16 protein-coding genes are annotated in these 14,847 nt (G+C 67.6%); 6 read left to right on the top strand and 10 right to left on the bottom strand.

Annotated elements, in window-relative coordinates; translation table 11 throughout:
* The 3 genes from WAW85_RS16235 to WAW85_RS16245 form a co-directional block, all read right to left on the bottom strand.
* Positions 1-292 (bottom strand): hypothetical protein (locus WAW85_RS16235; RefSeq protein ID WP_422560620.1); only part of this gene is annotated, 292 nt, incomplete at its 3' end.
* Positions 279-1,175, bottom strand: coding sequence for an SDR family oxidoreductase (locus tag WAW85_RS16240; RefSeq protein WP_422560621.1), 897 nt, complete (start codon positions 1,173-1,175; stop codon positions 279-281). The genes WAW85_RS16240 and WAW85_RS16235, both read right to left, overlap by 14 nt.
* 28 nt (positions 1,176-1,203) lie before the next feature.
* Complete coding sequence (locus WAW85_RS16245; RefSeq protein WP_422560622.1) at positions 1,204-1,983, bottom strand: SDR family oxidoreductase; 780 nt, start codon at positions 1,981-1,983, stop codon at positions 1,204-1,206.
* Positions 1,984-2,053: 70 nt separating this feature from the next.
* Here WAW85_RS16245 and WAW85_RS16250 point away from each other — a divergent pair, with 70 nt between their 5' ends.
* From WAW85_RS16250 to WAW85_RS16265, 4 genes are read left to right on the top strand one after another with little or no spacing between them, the layout of a single operon-like run.
* Complete coding sequence (locus WAW85_RS16250) at positions 2,054-2,815, top strand: enoyl-CoA hydratase family protein (protein WP_422560623.1); 762 nt, start codon at positions 2,054-2,056, stop codon at positions 2,813-2,815.
* Position 2,816: 1 nt separating this feature from the next.
* Positions 2,817-3,713, top strand: a complete 897-nt coding sequence (locus WAW85_RS16255; RefSeq protein ID WP_422560624.1) for a CoA transferase subunit A — start codon at positions 2,817-2,819, stop codon at positions 3,711-3,713.
* Positions 3,710-4,468: a CoA-transferase subunit beta gene (locus WAW85_RS16260; RefSeq protein WP_422560625.1), complete on the top strand. Its 759-nt coding sequence runs from the start codon at positions 3,710-3,712 to the stop codon at positions 4,466-4,468. Before WAW85_RS16255 ends, WAW85_RS16260 begins: the two co-directional genes overlap by 4 nt.
* Positions 4,465-5,553: an NAD(P)H-dependent flavin oxidoreductase gene (locus WAW85_RS16265; protein WP_422560626.1), complete on the top strand. Its 1,089-nt coding sequence runs from the start codon at positions 4,465-4,467 to the stop codon at positions 5,551-5,553. Before WAW85_RS16260 ends, WAW85_RS16265 begins: the two co-directional genes overlap by 4 nt.
* Here WAW85_RS16265 and WAW85_RS16270 read toward each other — a convergent pair.
* Positions 5,547-6,017, bottom strand: a complete 471-nt coding sequence (locus WAW85_RS16270) for a hypothetical protein (RefSeq protein WP_422560627.1) — start codon at positions 6,015-6,017, stop codon at positions 5,547-5,549. The two genes, WAW85_RS16265 and WAW85_RS16270, sit on opposite strands and share 7 nt — an antisense overlap.
* Positions 6,018-6,054: 37 nt before the next feature.
* Between WAW85_RS16270 and WAW85_RS16275 the strand changes: the two genes are divergently transcribed.
* Positions 6,055-7,239, top strand: a complete 1,185-nt coding sequence (locus tag WAW85_RS16275; RefSeq protein WP_422560628.1) for a class I SAM-dependent methyltransferase — start codon at positions 6,055-6,057, stop codon at positions 7,237-7,239.
* Here the strand turns inward: WAW85_RS16275 and WAW85_RS16280 are convergent.
* From WAW85_RS16280 to WAW85_RS16300, 5 genes are all read right to left on the bottom strand, one after another.
* Complete coding sequence (locus tag WAW85_RS16280; protein WP_422560629.1) at positions 7,197-7,814, bottom strand: TetR/AcrR family transcriptional regulator; 618 nt, start codon at positions 7,812-7,814, stop codon at positions 7,197-7,199. The two genes, WAW85_RS16275 and WAW85_RS16280, sit on opposite strands and share 43 nt — an antisense overlap.
* Positions 7,815-7,902: 88 nt before the next feature.
* Positions 7,903-9,408 carry an aldehyde dehydrogenase family protein gene (locus tag WAW85_RS16285; protein WP_422560630.1) on the bottom strand — a complete coding sequence of 502 codons (1,506 nt, stop codon included), beginning with the start codon at positions 9,406-9,408 and terminating at the stop codon, positions 7,903-7,905.
* A gap of 143 nt (positions 9,409-9,551) precedes the next feature.
* The gene (locus tag WAW85_RS16290; protein WP_422560631.1) at positions 9,552-10,718 is read right to left on the bottom strand and encodes an acetyl-CoA C-acetyltransferase; all 1,167 of its coding nucleotides are present in this window, start codon (positions 10,716-10,718) and stop codon (positions 9,552-9,554) included.
* Between the two features lie 13 nt (positions 10,719-10,731).
* Positions 10,732-11,547, bottom strand: coding sequence for an SDR family oxidoreductase (locus tag WAW85_RS16295; RefSeq protein ID WP_422560632.1), 816 nt, complete (start codon positions 11,545-11,547; stop codon positions 10,732-10,734).
* Entirely contained in the window at positions 11,544-12,821 is a 1,278-nt protein-coding gene (locus tag WAW85_RS16300; protein ID WP_422560633.1) for an acyl-CoA dehydrogenase family protein, read from the bottom strand. Before WAW85_RS16300 ends, WAW85_RS16295 begins: the two co-directional genes overlap by 4 nt.
* A 42-nt stretch (positions 12,822-12,863) precedes the next feature.
* Between WAW85_RS16300 and WAW85_RS16305 the strand changes: the two genes are divergently transcribed.
* The gene (locus WAW85_RS16305; protein ID WP_422560634.1) at positions 12,864-14,408 is read left to right on the top strand and encodes a FadD3 family acyl-CoA ligase; all 1,545 of its coding nucleotides are present in this window, start codon (positions 12,864-12,866) and stop codon (positions 14,406-14,408) included.
* Here WAW85_RS16305 and WAW85_RS16310 read toward each other — a convergent pair.
* A partial coding sequence (locus WAW85_RS16310) for an NAD-binding protein (RefSeq protein WP_422560635.1) occupies positions 14,405-14,847 on the bottom strand: 443 nt, incomplete at its 5' end. The genes WAW85_RS16305 and WAW85_RS16310 overlap by 4 nt on opposite strands.

Below are 14,847 nucleotides of genomic sequence, written 5' to 3' on the forward strand. Positions count from 1 at the left end.
CGGTCACACGGGCGGCCAGACCCAGCGTTGTAGGCCGCACATGCACCAGGTAGCTGGTCTGCACGCGACTGCCGTCCACCGTCGCCGTGAAGTCGCTGACCGCGTGGATCAGCCGGAACTGCGGCCCGCGCGCCAGACTGCGCGCGATGTGCCGGCCGTTGCGGCCGGTACGTACGCCCACTTCGCGCCGGGTGCAGTCCTGCGCCAGTTCTACGTGGGCTGGATCGTGCGAGACCAGGGCGTCGACGTAGGCGCGTGCTACCGCTACCTTCTGCTGGTCATCGAGCGCCATAGGGCTTGACCTGTTGCGGGGACCGAGCAATCAGATCGGCGACGACGGGCCCGAGCTCCGCAGGCTCCCAGCGGGCGCCCTTATCGGCCGATTCGGCGCGCTGCCAGCCGTCCAACACGGTGACCCGGCCGCCTTCCACCTCGAAGACCCGGCCGGTCACGTCCGCCGATGCCGGCGATCCCAGCCACACCACCAGCGGCGAAATATTCGCCGGGTCCATCGCATCGAACGACCCGTCGGCCGGCGCGGCCATCTGGTCGGCCATCGCCTCGCCGGCCCCCATCGTCATCTGCGTGCGGGCGGCCGGAGCGATCGCATTCACCGTCACTCCGTAGCCGCCGAGTTCGGCGGCGGCCTGAATGGTGAGCTCGGCGATGGCGGCCTTCGCGGCGGCATAGTTGCCCTGGCCCACCGAACCGAAGATCCCGGCTCCCGAGGACGTGTTGACGATCCTCGCCTGCCGCTGCGCGCCGGCCTTGGCCTGTGCTCGCCAGTAGGCACCGGCGTGCCGGAGGAGCACGAAGTGCCCCTTCAGGTGCACCCGCACCACCGAATCCCACTCATCCTCGGAGAGGGAGATCAGCATCCGGTCGCGGACGAAACCGGCGTTGTTCACCAGCACATCGAGGCCGCCGAACTCGGCGATCGCCGTCGCCAGGATCTGCTCACCGGTCGCCCAATCGGCGACATCGCCAGGCGCGGCGACGGCGCGCCCGCCAGCGGCCCGGATCTCGGCGGCCACGGCGGCGGCGGAATCGGCGTCGTAGTCGTTGACCACCACTGCCGCCCCGTCGGCGGCAAAGGCGAGCGCATGCTCGCGGCCGATACCCTGTCCGGCACCGGTGACGATGACTACACGGCCTGCATTTCCGTTATCGCTCAAGGGTTTTCACTTTCTTCCAGGGTTCAGTTCAGACGTCATTGCCGGCGTTGGCGGCGTCGAGGAAGGCTGGCTTCTCGCCACCGCCGTGCACGGTCAACGTGGATCCGGTGATGTACTCGGCCAGGGGCGAGAGCAGGAAGGCCACCGCATTGCCGATATCGGCGGGCCGCGCCATACGGCCCATCGGGATGGTGGCACCGACAGCGGCGATCCCCGCGTCGTCGCCGAAGTGCAGGTGCGCCGACTCGGTCTCCACCGGCCCGCAGACCACGGAGTTCACCCGAATACGAGGTGCCCACTCCACGGCCAACGACTCCGTGAGATTGTCCAGGCCCGCCTTGGCGGCCCCATAGGCCGCGGTGCCCGGCGAGGGCCGGTGACCACTGACGCTGGACACGTTGACGATGGCGCCGCCGCCGTCTTGCGTCGCCATCACCGCGTGCGCGGCGCGCGCCACGGTCAGCGGAGCGAGCAGATTCAACCCGACGATCTTCGCGGAGAAGTTGTCCGACGCATCGGCGGCCAGCGCGAAGGGGGCGCCGCCAGCGTTGTTCACGACGCCGTCGATTCTGCCGTGCCGCTGCACAATCTGCGCGACCATCGCCGCGACCGCGTCGGAGTCCCGGACATCACAGGCCAGGAACTCGCCGACGTGGCCCTCACCGGGCCGTCGGGCGCAGACCACGGGAAGGGCCCCCAGGTCAGCGAGGACTTGCGCGATTCCCGCGCCCACGCCCCGAACACCACCGGTGACCAGGACGATTTTGCCTGTCAGTCCCAGGGCGCTCGGGTGCGTCGAATCTGTCATGGTGCTACCGTACCAAACAACCAAGCATTTGCTTGGGCAGCTTTGGCGCCCCGGAAGGAGCCCACCTCACATGCCGATCACCACGGACCGGCCAGAAGACGGCATCGTCGTCGTCACGGTCGACTATCCCCCGGTCAACGCGCTCCCCAGCGCCGCCTGGTTCGAGCTCGCCGACACGATCCTGACCGCGGGTGCGGACCCGAGCACGCACGTCGTGATCCTGGCCGCTGCTGGCCGCGGCTTCAACGCCGGCGTCGACATCAAAGAGATGCAGGCGACCACGGGCTTCGACGCGCTGGTCGATGCGAACCTCGGGTGCGCGGCCGCCTTCTCCGCGGTCTACGACTGCGCCGTCCCGGTGATCGCCGCCGTGAACGGCTTCTGCGTCGGCGGCGGCATCGGTCTCGTCGGCAACGCCGATGTGATCGTGGCCTCCGAGGGCGCGGTCTTCGGACTTCCCGAAGTCGATCGCGGCGCGCTCGGCGCGGCCACCCACCTGGCCCGGCTGGTCCCGACGCACATGATGCGCACCCTGTACTTCACCGCGCAGAACATCACCGCCGAGAAACTTGAGCACTTCGGTTCGGTGTACCGCGTGGTGCCGACCGATCAGCTCCTGGACGCCGCCCTCGACGTCGCCCGCAAGATCGCAACCAAAGACACCCGGGTGATCCGGGCGGCCAAGGCCGCCATCAACAACATCGACCCGGTCGATGTGAAGACCAGCTACCTGCTGGAACAGCGGTACACCTACGAACTCAATCTCAAGGGCGTCGCCGACGAACACCGCGACGCCTTTGTCGAAACCGGCAAGCCGAAGGGAGAGCGCTGATATGGCGCGCGATAAGACGAGCTCACTCGACGAGGTGATCGGCGAGCTGGCCGACGGGATGACGATCGGCATCGGCGGCTGGGGCGGGCGGCGCAAGCCGATGGCCCTGGTGCGCGCCTTGGCCCGCTCGAACCTCAAAGACCTCACCGTCGTGGCCTACGGCGGCGCCGACATCGGGCTGCTGTGCGCGGCGGGGAAGGTGAAGCGCGCCTACTACGGCTTCGTCTCCCTGGACTCGGCACCGTTCTACGACCCGTGGTTCGCCACCGCCCGCACCACCGGCCAGATCGAATCCCGCGAGATGGACGAGGGCATGGTCAAGTGCGGCCTGGAAGCCGCCGCCGCTCGACTCCCCTTCCTGCCGATCCGCGCCGGCCTCGGTTCCGACGTCCTGACCTTCTGGGAGGGTGAACTCAAAACCGTGCAGTCGCCCTACCCGGACGACGACGGCCGCACCCAGACTTTGGTCGCCATGCCCGCACTGAAGCTGGACGCCGCCTTTGTCCACCTGGACATCGCCGACGTACACGGCAATGCCGCGTACACCGGTGTCGACCCCTACTTCGACGATCTGTTCCTGGCTGCCGCCGACCGCCGCTACCTGGAGGCCGACCGCGTGGTCACCACCGCTGAGCTGGTCGAGACCGTCCCGGTGCAACGCATGGTGATCAACCGGATGAACGTCGACCGCGTGGTGCACGCACCCAATGGCGCGCATTTCACCTTCGCCGGCGAGTACCCGCGCGATGAGGCATTCCAGAAGTTCTACGTCGCGTCCGCCGGCGACGAGGCGCAGTGGGCGGCGTTCACCGAACGCTTCCTCCACGTCGACGAGGACGCCTACCAGCAAGAAGTCGTCAAGTGGCACGCCGAGCAGGAAGCCGAGAGCACCAAATGACCAGCACTGTGGATGTGACCCGAGCCGAATACTGTGTCGTCGCATGCGCCGACATCTTTACCGGCGCCGGCGAGATCATGGCCTCGCCGATGGCCCCCGTGCCGCTGCTCGGTGCCCGGTTGGCGCGACTGACCACCGAACCGGATCTGCTGATCACCGACGGCGAGTCGCTGATCCTGGCCGACACCCCGGCGATCGGGAAGACCGGAGCCATCGAAGGCTGGATGCCGTTCCCGAAGGTCTTCGACGTCGTCGCCTCGGGTCGCAGGCACGTGGTGATGGGCGCCAACCAGATTGATCGGCACGGTAACCAGAACCTGTCGGCCTTCGGTCCGTTGCAGCACCCGAAGCGCCAGATGTTCGGCGTGCGAGGCGCCCCGGGCAACACCATCAATCATCCGACCAGCTACTGGGTGCCGCGGCACAGCGCCCGCGTCTTCGGCGACTCGGTCGACATCGTCAGCGGCGTGGGCTTTGACAAGGTCGATCCGGCGAATCCCGCCTACGACCACCTGAACATCCACCGGGTGGTTACCGATCTGGGCGTCTTCGACTTCGGCGGCCCCGAGCACACCATGCGGGCGCTGTCCCTGCATCCGGGAGTCACCGCCGAGCAGGTCGCCGAGAACACCGGCTTCCCGATCGCCGATCTAGCCACCGCTCCGGTGACCACCGCCCCGACCGACGAGCAGTTGGCGATCATCCGGGAGGTGCTCGACCCCAAGGGCGTCCGGAACCGCGAGGTGCGGTCATGACCGCTGCCCCCATCGCCACCCGGTTCACTGAACTCGTCGGCGTCGACTATCCGATTGTGCAGACCGGGATGGGCTGGGTCTCGGGACCGTCGCTCACCGCGGCCACCGCGAACGCCGGCGGTCTAGGCATCCTGGCCTCGGCGACGATGACTTTCGCCGAGCTTGAAACCGCGATCGCCAGAACCAAGACGCTCACCGACAAGCCGTTCGGCGTGAACTTGCGGGCCGACGCCACCGACGCCGCCGAGCGCGTCGATCTGATGATCCGCGAGGGAGTCAAGGTCGCCTCGTTCGCCCTCGCCCCCAAGCCCGAGCTGATCGAGAAGCTGAAGAATGCCGGGGCGGTGGTGATTCCGTCCATCGGCGCAGCCAAGCACGCCGTCAAGGTGGCCTCCTGGGGCGCCGACGCGGTGATCGTGCAGGGCGGCGAAGGCGGCGGGCACACTGGCCCGGTCGCCACCTCCCTGCTGCTGCCGTCGGTGATCGACGCCCTCGGCGGCCGCGACGGTCAGACCTCGATTCCGGTGATCGCCGCCGGCGGCTTCTTCGATGGCCGCGGGTTGGTGGCCGCGCTGGCCTACGGCGCCGACGGCATCGCGATGGGCACCCGTTTTCTGCTGACTTCTGACTCCGCGGTCCCCGACAGCGTCAAGCGCGAGTACCTGCAACGCGGACTGGCCGACACCGTGGTCTCCACCAAGGTCGACGGCATGCCACACCGGGTGTTGCGCACTGCGCTGGTGGATGCGCTGGAGAGCGGCTCCCGCGCCACAGCGCTCCTCGCCGCAGCGCGCAACGCCAACGAGTTCAAGCAGATGACCGGCATGCACTGGAGCACCATGCTGCGCGACGGTCGCACCATGAAAAAGCAGGGGGAACGCACCTGGCAGCAGATCATCATGGCTGGCAACACCCCCATGCTGCTCAAAGCCGGACTGGTCGACGGCAACACCGAGGCGGGAGTCCTCGCCTCCGGTCAGGTGGTCGGCATGATCGACGATCTGCCCAGCTGCGACGAGCTGATCCAGTCGGTGATGACTCAGGCGCACGCGCGGCTGACGTCGCTGTCCGGCCTCGATCACTGACTGTCGGTGACTCCTTGGCTGTCCCGGACTAGCCCGGCGCTACAGGATGCGGCGACGATCGCCCACGAGCGATCACCCTCGCGCAGTTCCTTCTTGTTCAGGCGCCGCCCGAATTCGGCCGTGACCTGCTTCTTCTCGTCGGGCGTCAACTCCTGGTAGTCGCTGCAGGTCATGCTCCACGCGCGGGCGGCCACCCCGGACGACGACGACTCCGAAACGTCGGCACTCGAGGGTGACTCGGTTGAGTGGGAGCCGACCGAAGGGGCCGACTGTGACGATTCGGCAGCGGCCGACAACGTGGCCGACGACCTGGCCTGGGCCGAACTCGGCGCCGCGGCCGCAGCCGAGTGCGCCGCTTTGGTGGCGTGGCCGTCAGTGGTACAGCCGCCGAGGGCCAGCGCCCCGACGGCCACCGCGGCGGCGCACCACGCCGCAGCCAGTCCTCGCCGAAAAGAGTCAGTCACAATGCCACCAGTCTACTGCCGCGTAGGCTCAGCTTCCGTGGACCAACCCCAACTGGACTTTTCGGCGCTGCGGCGCTTCCCCGACATCGACGGCACTGGGCTGACCGCCGCCGATGCCGCCGACCGACTGCTGCTCGACGAGGCCGCCGCGGCGATAGCCGATGCCGCGCCCGGCACCGTCGTGGTTATCGACGATGCCTACGGCGCACTCACCCTCGGCGCCGCTGAGCTCGGGGCCACCGACCTGCGGGTGCATCAAGATCCACTCACCGGCGAACGGGCGCTAGCCGCCAACGCCGAACACCTCGTCCCCGACGCACGGTTCCGGCAGCTCGGCTTCGACGCCGACCTCCTCACCGGTGCCACGACGGTCCTGCTCCGCCTACCCCGATCCCTGGAGCGGCTGGCGCAGACCGCGGCACTGATCGCCGCGCACGCCGACCCGCGCGTCCGGGTCTTCGCCGGCGGCCGCATCAAGCACATGACGCCGCGAATGAACGACGTCCTTCGCAGTGTCTTCGATCGCGTCGACGTGACGCATGCTCGGCAGAAGTCACGCGTGCTGATCGCCAGCGGCCCACGACCCGACGACGCCGCGACCGCCCTCGCCGCGTGGCCCCACCGCCAGCAGTTCGACGACGTCGACCTCACGCTCGTCACGCACGGCGGAGTATTCGCTGGATCGTCCATCGACAACGGCACCCGACTACTGCTGGCGCAATGCGATCAGCTGCCTGCCGCGGCGACGGCCGTCGACCTGGCGTGTGGCTCCGGCGTGCTCGCCGCGGCACTGGCCAAAGCACGGCCGGGATTGACCGTCATCGCCACCGACCGATCTGCCTTGGCTGTCGCCTCGGCCCGGGCGACCGCTGCGGCCAACGGCGTCGCTGATCGCGTGAACGTGATCCGGGCGGACGGTCTGGAAACGATGGCTGACGGCTCTCAAGAACTGGTCCTGCTCAATCCACCGTTCCACAGTGATACCGCGCTGAGCAGCGGGATCGCCGAACATCTCTTCGCCGAGGCGGCTCGGGCGCTACGGCCCGGCGGTGAACTGTGGTGCGTGTGGAACTCACACCTGCAGTACCGCCCGGTGCTGGCGCGAGTGGTCGGACCGACCCGGCAGATCGCCCGAAACTCGAAGTTCACCGTGACCGCCTCCGCGCACCGAGCCTCCGGTCAGCGCGGAAGCAGGCCGTCGAGCACCACCGTCAGGTACTGATCGGCCACCTCGTCGACCGGCATCGGGCCGCCCGGCCGATACCAGCGCACCGCCACCCACACGGTGTCCCGGAGAAAGCGATAGACCAGCTCCACGTCCAGATCGGCGCGGAACTCGCCGTCGTCGACGCCGCGGCGCAGCACCGACTCCCAGAGGTCCCGGAACTCGGTGTTGCGCTCGCCGATATAGGCGAACCGTTCTTGGTCGGCCAGCTGTCGGGCCTCGTTCTGATAGATCGCTACGGAGGTGTGGTGTGCATCGATCGACTCGAACGAGGCGATCACCAACTGCCGCAGGGTTTCCGCCGCACTCAGTCCCGCCGAGGCGATCTCCCGGTAGCGGGTGAACAACTCGTCGAGGAACCCGCGCAGCAGCTCGTCGACCATCGCCTCTTTGGAATCAAAGTGGTGGTACAGACTCCCCGAAAGGATGCCGGCGGTGTCGGCGATATCGCGCACCGTGGTCGAGCGCAGACCCCGGTCGGCGAAGAGTGCCCCGGCGATACCGAGCAGCTGATCACGCCGGGACATCCCGTCGGGGCTCACGCCTCGCCGCACCGTCGATTTCGCTGTCATCACACCTCTTCACCGTTGCCGTGCCCCACCCACCCTAGCAAGTGCTTGGTTGGGTGGGTGCGACGTCACCGGTGCGCCGCTGCGCTGTTCAGCGTGCGGATTTACGCGCGGCCCGCCCGTTCAGGAACTTCCACAGCTTGACCTGCATATTGGTCGCCCGAACGTCCTTCTTGGTGAACGGTGCCGACATGGACTCGGCGAAGCTCAGCGGCAGACTCGACACCGTCACCGCGCGAGCGTGGCTGAAGGTCTCGAAGCCGAACCGACCGTGGTAATTGCCCATGCCCGAACGACCGACGCCGCCGAACGGCAGACCGCCCGAGACCAGGTGCAACGCAAAGTCGTTGCCGCTGATCGATCCGCTGCGGGTGTGGTCGGCCAGGTGAGCCAGCCGCGCATTGTCGTCACCGACCCAGTACATGGTCAATGGATGACCCGCCGAATTGATCTTGTCGATCGCCTCGGACTGATTTCGGTACGGGTACACGGTGAGTACCGGACCGAAGACCTCGTCCTCCTCGATCTTCATGCCAGCCTTCACCCCGGTCAAGACCGTCGGCGGAATCTTGCGCGCGTCCGCATCCGGAAGCACCTCGCCGGCCGGAATCACCTGCTGTTTGGTGGCACCGAGCTCGACCGCATCGTCGATCAGTCCGACGATCCGGTTGAAGTTCTTCGCGTTGATGGTCGAGGTGTATTGCGAGTTCTCCGCGATGGTCGGGTAGTTCGCGGTCCAGCGCGCGATGACCTTCTCGACAAACTCGCCCACTTTGCTCTCCGGCACGAAGACATAGTCCGGGCAGAGGCAGACCTGGCCGCCGTTAATCATCCGGGCGTCGGCCAGGAAGTTCGCGGCCTCGGTGATGTCAGTGTCCAGGTCGACGATGGCCGGGTTCTTGCCACCGAGTTCCAGGGTGACCGGCACCAGGTTCTTGGCCGCTTCCTGCGCCACCGAGGCGCCGACCTCGGGCGAGCCGGTGAAGAACATGTGGTCCACCGGCAGCTTGGCGAAGTCGCTGCCGTTGCCGTGGGCACTGGTCACCACGGCCAACTCTTCGATGCTGAAGTAGTCGGGGGCCAGGCGGGCGATCAGCTCGGTGGTCGTCTTGGTGATCGACGACGGCCGCATCAACACGCGATTACCGGCCGCGAATGCTGAGCCGGCCGGCACAAAGGTCAAGTTCAGCGGGAAGTTCCACGGACCCATGACGCCGACGACGCCAAGCGGATCGTGGCGCAGCCGCTGCTTGAAGCCGAGCAAACCCTGAAGCTTGGCGACATTGGTTTCCTCCATCCACTCGGCCACATGGCGGCGCTGATGGGTGAGGTCGATCATGCTGCCGGCAATATCGGCGGCGACCGAGACATCACGCGGACGGGTGCCGAAGTCGGCATTGAGCGCCGCGCAGATCTCCGCCTCGTTGTCGAGCAGGAGCTGACCGAGCCGGTTGATCCGGTCGATACGGGTCTTAGCATCGGGAATGCCGTCCCGAATGAAGGCGGCCTGCTGGATCTCGAGCAGTTCATTCAACGAGTGCGAATCGGCGGAGACCTTGTCTCCGGGGCGCACGCTTACTTCTGCCGGCTTGGTCATTCGAGCCTCCACACTTCCCGGTGCTAATAGAAAATCAGTACTGGTCGAAACCAGTGCTGATCGAAAATCGGCCGCATGAGACACCACGCGTACCCGTGTCTCATATCGTAGCGCGACCCATGAGCCGCGTCACATAAGTGCCCTTACGGCGCGGAGTCGAGGCGCTCGATGATCGTCACATTCGCGGTCCCGCCGCCCTCGCACATGGTCTGCAGACCGTAGCGGCCCCCGGTGCGCTCGAGCTCGTTGAGCAGCGTCGCAAACAGTTTGGCGCCGGTCGCACCGAGCGGATGTCCGAGCGCGATGCCGCCGCCGTTCGGATTCACCTTGGCCGGATCGGCGCCGGTCTCCTTGAGCCAGGCCAGCACCACCGGCGCAAAAGCCTCGTTGATCTCCACCACGTCGATCTCGTCGATGGACATCCCCGCTTTGTCCAGCGCGTACTTGGTGGCCGGGATGGGCGCCGACAGCATCATCACCGGGTCGTCGCCGCGGACGCTCATATGGTGGATCCGCGCACGCGGAGTCAGTCCGTAGCGCGCCAGTGCGTCAGCGGAGACCACCAGGGTGGCCGCGGCGCCGTCGCAGATCTGCGAGGCCATGGCCGCGGTGAGCTCCGAACCCTCCAACAGCACATCGAGGGAGGCCATCTTCTCCAGGCTCGTCGCACGCGGGGTCTCGTCCACCACACAGTCACCGAGCGGGACGTACTCGCTGTCGAAGCGACCCGCGGCGATCGCCGCCCGCGCCCGCTCGTGACTGCCCAGGGCCCACTCCTCCATCTCGCGTCGCCCGATTCCCCAGCGCTGGGCCATCATGTTGGCACCGACAAACTGGCTGACCTCAGCGTCGCCGAAGCGCTGGTGCCAGCCCGTCGACTCGGCGAACGGGGTGCTGAAACCGAACTCCTGCCCGGCGATCATCGCCTGACTGATCGGGATGGCGCTCATGTTCTGTACGCCGCCAGCCACGACAACGTCCTGAGTGCCGCTCATCACCGCCTGCGCCGCGAAGTGGATCGCCTGCTGACTGGAGCCGCACTGCCGGTCGACGGTGGTCCCCGGCACGCCAAGCGGCATGCCCGCCGCGAGCCACGCGGTGCGGGCGATGTTGCCAGCCTGCGGGCCGATGGCATCGACGCAGCCGAAGATCACATCGTCGACCACCTCCGGGTCGATGCCGGTGCGCTCGACGATCGCGCCGATCACATGGGCGCCCAAATCGGCCGGATGGACCTTGGCGAGCGAGCCGTTGCGCTTGCCGACCGGGGTGCGGACAGCGTCGACGATGTAGGCCTGGGGGTTGGACATGAGGGTGTTCTCCTTAGGCGCGCTGGCTGGAGATGGAGACCACCTCGCCAGTCAGGTAGGTGGTGTAGTCCGAGGCCAGCATGGCGATGGTCGCGGCGATCTCCCAGACCTCTGCGGCGCGACCGTACGCTTCGCGCTCGGCGAGCTCGTCGAGCAGTTCGTCGCTGGTGACCTTCGCCAGGAACGGGTGACGGGCGATGGACGGCGCGACCGCATTGATGCGGACGCCGAAATCGGCGGCCTCGACGGCCGCACACCGGGTCAGCGCCATCACCCCAGCCTTGGCGGCGGCGTAGTGTGCCTGCCCGCGCTGGGCGCGCCACCCCAGGACCGAGGCGTTGTTGACGATCACCCCGCCGTGGTCGGCCTCGCGGAAGTACCGCAGCGCCGCGCGAGTGGCGCGGAAGGTGCTGTTCAAGGTGATGTCCAGGACGCGGTCCCACTCGTCGTCGGTCATCTCGGTCAGGAGGTTCTCGCCACCGAGGCCGGCGTTGTTCACCAGCACGTCGATCCGGCCGAGGAGTTCAGCCGATTCGGCGATCAGCCGGTTGACCTGTTCGGTGCTGGAGACGTCACAGACGACGGCGAGGACCCGCTGCGGTCCGAACTCGGCTTCCAGCGCTTCGCGGGTCTCCCGGAGCCGGCGCTCGTGGAAGTCCGAGATCACCACGTCGGCGCCTTCTAGCAGGAGCCTGCGGGCGGTGGCGAAACCGATTCCGGTGCCGGCCGCGGCGGTCACGACGGCCTTGCGGCCAGCGAACAAATTGTGCCCGGGAACCTCCGCTGGCGGCGTGGCAAGCGGGGAGACGGGACGATCGGAAACGCTCATGCGCGAGCCTCTCGGGGAAGGCCGAGCACTCGCTCGGCGATGATGTTGCGCTGCACCTCATTGGAGCCGCCGTAAATGGTGTCCGACCGGGTGAACAGCAGCAGCCGCTGCCATTCGTCGAGTTCGACGTGTTCGGGGTCGGCGAGGTCGTTGCGGCGTCCCTCGCTGGTGTAGCCGGGGCCGAGCAGGATGGGCGCACCGACCACGTCGGCGGCCAGCTGCCCGAGGTCACGGTGCCAGTTGGCCCACAGCAGTTTGGCCACTGAGGCGGCGCCGGCTTGCGAGACGATATCGCCGGCGAGGGTGCGCCGGGCATTGGCTTCCATCACCATCAGTCCGACGCGAGCCCGGCGCAGCCGGCTCGCGATCTCCGGATCGTCAAGTGCCCCATTGCTTTTCGCCAGGTCGACGATGTCGTCGAGCTCGCGCGCGAAGCCGACTTGCTGGCCGAGGGTGGAGACACCGCGTTCAAACTGGAGCAGCCCCATGGCCACCTTCCAGCCGTCGCCCGGCGCGCCGACGATCAGGTCGGCGTCGGTCACTGCGTCGTCGAAGAAGACCTCATTAAACTCGCTGGTGCCGGTGATCTGCTGGATCGGTCGGATAGTGATACCCGGCTGGTCGAGCGGCACCAGCAGAAAGCTGAGGCCGTGGTGGCGACTGCCCGACGGGTCGGTGCGCGCGATGACGAAGGCCCACTGCGACAGGTGCGCGAGAGAGGTCCAGATCTTTTGCCCGTTGATCACCCATTGTCCGTCGCGTGCGGCGGCCGAGGTGGCGACGGCAGCTAGATCGCTGCCCGCTCCAGGTTCGGAGTAACCCTGCGCCCACAGTTCGGTGACGTCGACGATGTGCGGCAGAAAGCGGGCCTGCTGTTCGGGGGTGCCGTAGGCGATCAGCGTTGGGCCGAGCAGTTCCTCACCCAGGTGATTCACCCGCGCCGGGGCGTTGGCCCGCGCATACTCGGCGTGGAAGATGATCCGCTGTTCAATGGTGGCTCCCCGGCCGCCGTGCTCCACGGGCCAGCCCAGACAGGTCCAGCCGGCAGCAGCGAGGTGGCGATCCCACTCCAGGCGTTCGGCAAAGAACTCGTGCTCACTGCCTGGGCCCCCGCGGCCGCGCAACTCGGCGAAGCGCCCGGTCAGGTTCTCGGTAAGCCAGTCGCGCACCGCGGCCGCGAAGACGGCACTGGCGTCCGCAGTCGATGCCGCCCAGGCCCCCAGATCTAGGCCGCGGTCGGCGAGCTCACTCGCGGAGCCGTGTCGGTCGGTCATATCCATCACCCTAACCTACCAAGCATTTGCTAGGTTTTGATCATGCTGCCCAGTCCGCTCACCACCCCGGCCGCCCTGCACCGCGCACGCGAGCAGTGGCCGGACCGCCTCGCCGTGCACGACCACCAGTGGGGCACCGAGATCGAGCTGACATGGGGACAGCTGGCCGAGCAGGTGGAGATCTTCGCCGGGGCGCTGGCCGAGTTGGGCGTCGAACCGGGTGATCGCGTCGCGATCTGGGCACCCAACAGCTGGCATTGGCCGATCGCCGCCCTGGGCACGCACTGCGCCGGCGCGGTCCTGGTGCCCTTGAACACCCGCTACACCGTCGCCGAGGCCAGCGACATCATCGACCGCTCCGGGGCCCTGGTGGTGGTGGCCGCTGACGAGTTCGCTGGCCTCGATCGCCTCGCCGAGGTGCTCGCTTCTCCGATTGCCGAGCACCGCACCGTCATTGGCATTCCCCTCGGGGGCGTCGAAACCACCGCGGAGCCGCTCATGTGGGACGACTTCCTGGCCGGCGCCACCCCGCAGAGCATCGAACGGGGCCGTCGCCGCGCCCGCGACGTCGCGCCCGACGACCTCTCCGACATCCTGTTCACCTCCGGCACCACCGGAGCGCCCAAGGGCGTGCTCGCCGAGCATCGGCACAGCGTGACCGGCGCGCACGCCTGGGGCGCGAACGGCGGCCTCACCCCCGACGACCGCTACCTGATGGCGAACCCGTACTTCCACACCTTCGGCTACAAAGCGGGCATCCTGCCGTGCGTGCTGTTCGGCACGGCGATGTTCCCGCTCGCCGTCTACTCACCGGTCGAAGCCCGGAAAATGCTTGCCGCCCAACAGATTTCGGTCTTCCCCGGTGCGCCGACGATCTTTCAGACCATCCTCGACGACCCCGACCGCGGCCCCGACGATCTGCGCAGCCTCCGCCTGATCGTCACCGGCGCCACCGTCGTGCCGGTGGTCCTAATCGAGCGTCTGCAGTCCGAGTTGGGCGTGCCCACGGTAATCACCGCCTACGGGCAGACCGAGACCAGCGGCTTCATCACCACCTGCACATCCGACGACGATGCCCTCACCGTCGCCACCACCTGCGGGCGTGCGTTCGACGGTATGGAGGTGCGCCTCGGCGCCAACGGTGAGGTGCTGACCCGCGGCGCCATGGTGATGCGCGGCTACCTCAACGATCCGGACGCCACCGCCGAGACCATCGACGCCGACGGCTGGCTGCACACCGGCGATGTGGGCACCCTCGACGAGCGCGGCAACCTGACCATCACCGACCGTCTCAAAGACATGTACATCTGCGGCGGATTCAACGTGTACCCGGCGGAGGTCGAGCAGGTCCTGATGCGCGTTCCCGGCGTCACCGAGGTGGCCGTCATCGGCCTGTCCGATGATCGGCTCGGCGAGGTGGGCAAGGCTTTTGTCACCCGGGTCGACGACGACGCGGTCACCGCCGACGACATCGCCGCCTACGCCGAGACGTACCTCGCGAACTTCAAACGCCCGCGCAGCATCGAGTTCGTGACGGTCTTCCCGCGCAATGCCTCGGGAAAGATCCTCAAACGCGAACTCGGCTAGCGGAGCGTCGCGATGATGGCCGAAAAGTCCTGTGCGCCATGGTCCTTCGCGAACTCGGCGTAGAGCGCGGCGGCATGGCTGCCGAGCGGTGCGCTGGATTCGGTGGCGGCGACCGCATCCATCGCCAGGCCGAGGTCCTTGTTCATCAGGGCGGTGGCGAAACCGGGCGCGAAGCCGTTGTTGGCCGGCGAGGCCGGAGCGGGTCCGGGGACCGGGCAGTTGGTCTCGATGGCCCAGCAGTTGCCCGTCGCCCCGGTCACCACGTCGTACAGCGACTGCGCGGACAGACCCAGCTTCTCGGCCAGGACAAAGGCCTCGCCGACGGCGATCTGTTGGACGGCCAGCAGCATGTTGTTGCAGACTTTCGCCGCCTGCCCGGCCCCGCTGTCGCCGCAGTGGATCACCTTCCCGGCCATCGGCGCCAGCACAGTGCTCGCCG

It is taken from the genome of Gordonia sp. (in: high G+C Gram-positive bacteria) (assembly GCF_049299075.1).
Classification (GTDB): Bacteria; Actinomycetota; Actinomycetes; order Mycobacteriales; family Mycobacteriaceae; genus Gordonia.

Excerpts from the sequence above, each read along its gene's own strand:
- WAW85_RS16245 (WP_422560622.1), bottom strand. The coding sequence starts at position 1,983 with ATGACAGATTCGACGCACCCGAGCGCCCTGGGACTGACAGGCAAAATC.
- WAW85_RS16250 (WP_422560623.1), top strand. The coding sequence starts at position 2,054 with ATGCCGATCACCACGGACCGGCCAGAAGACGGCATCGTCGTCGTCACG.
- WAW85_RS16255 (WP_422560624.1), top strand. The coding sequence starts at position 2,817 with ATGGCGCGCGATAAGACGAGCTCACTCGACGAGGTGATCGGCGAGCTG.
- WAW85_RS16260 (WP_422560625.1), top strand. The coding sequence starts at position 3,710 with ATGACCAGCACTGTGGATGTGACCCGAGCCGAATACTGTGTCGTCGCA.
- WAW85_RS16265 (WP_422560626.1), top strand. The coding sequence starts at position 4,465 with ATGACCGCTGCCCCCATCGCCACCCGGTTCACTGAACTCGTCGGCGTC.
- WAW85_RS16280 (WP_422560629.1), bottom strand. The coding sequence starts at position 7,814 with ATGACAGCGAAATCGACGGTGCGGCGAGGCGTGAGCCCCGACGGGATG.
- WAW85_RS16285 (WP_422560630.1), bottom strand. The coding sequence starts at position 9,408 with ATGACCAAGCCGGCAGAAGTAAGCGTGCGCCCCGGAGACAAGGTCTCC.
- WAW85_RS16290 (WP_422560631.1), bottom strand. The coding sequence starts at position 10,718 with ATGTCCAACCCCCAGGCCTACATCGTCGACGCTGTCCGCACCCCGGTC.
- WAW85_RS16295 (WP_422560632.1), bottom strand. The coding sequence starts at position 11,547 with ATGAGCGTTTCCGATCGTCCCGTCTCCCCGCTTGCCACGCCGCCAGCG.
- WAW85_RS16300 (WP_422560633.1), bottom strand. The coding sequence starts at position 12,821 with ATGACCGACCGACACGGCTCCGCGAGTGAGCTCGCCGACCGCGGCCTA.
- WAW85_RS16305 (WP_422560634.1), top strand. The coding sequence starts at position 12,864 with ATGCTGCCCAGTCCGCTCACCACCCCGGCCGCCCTGCACCGCGCACGC.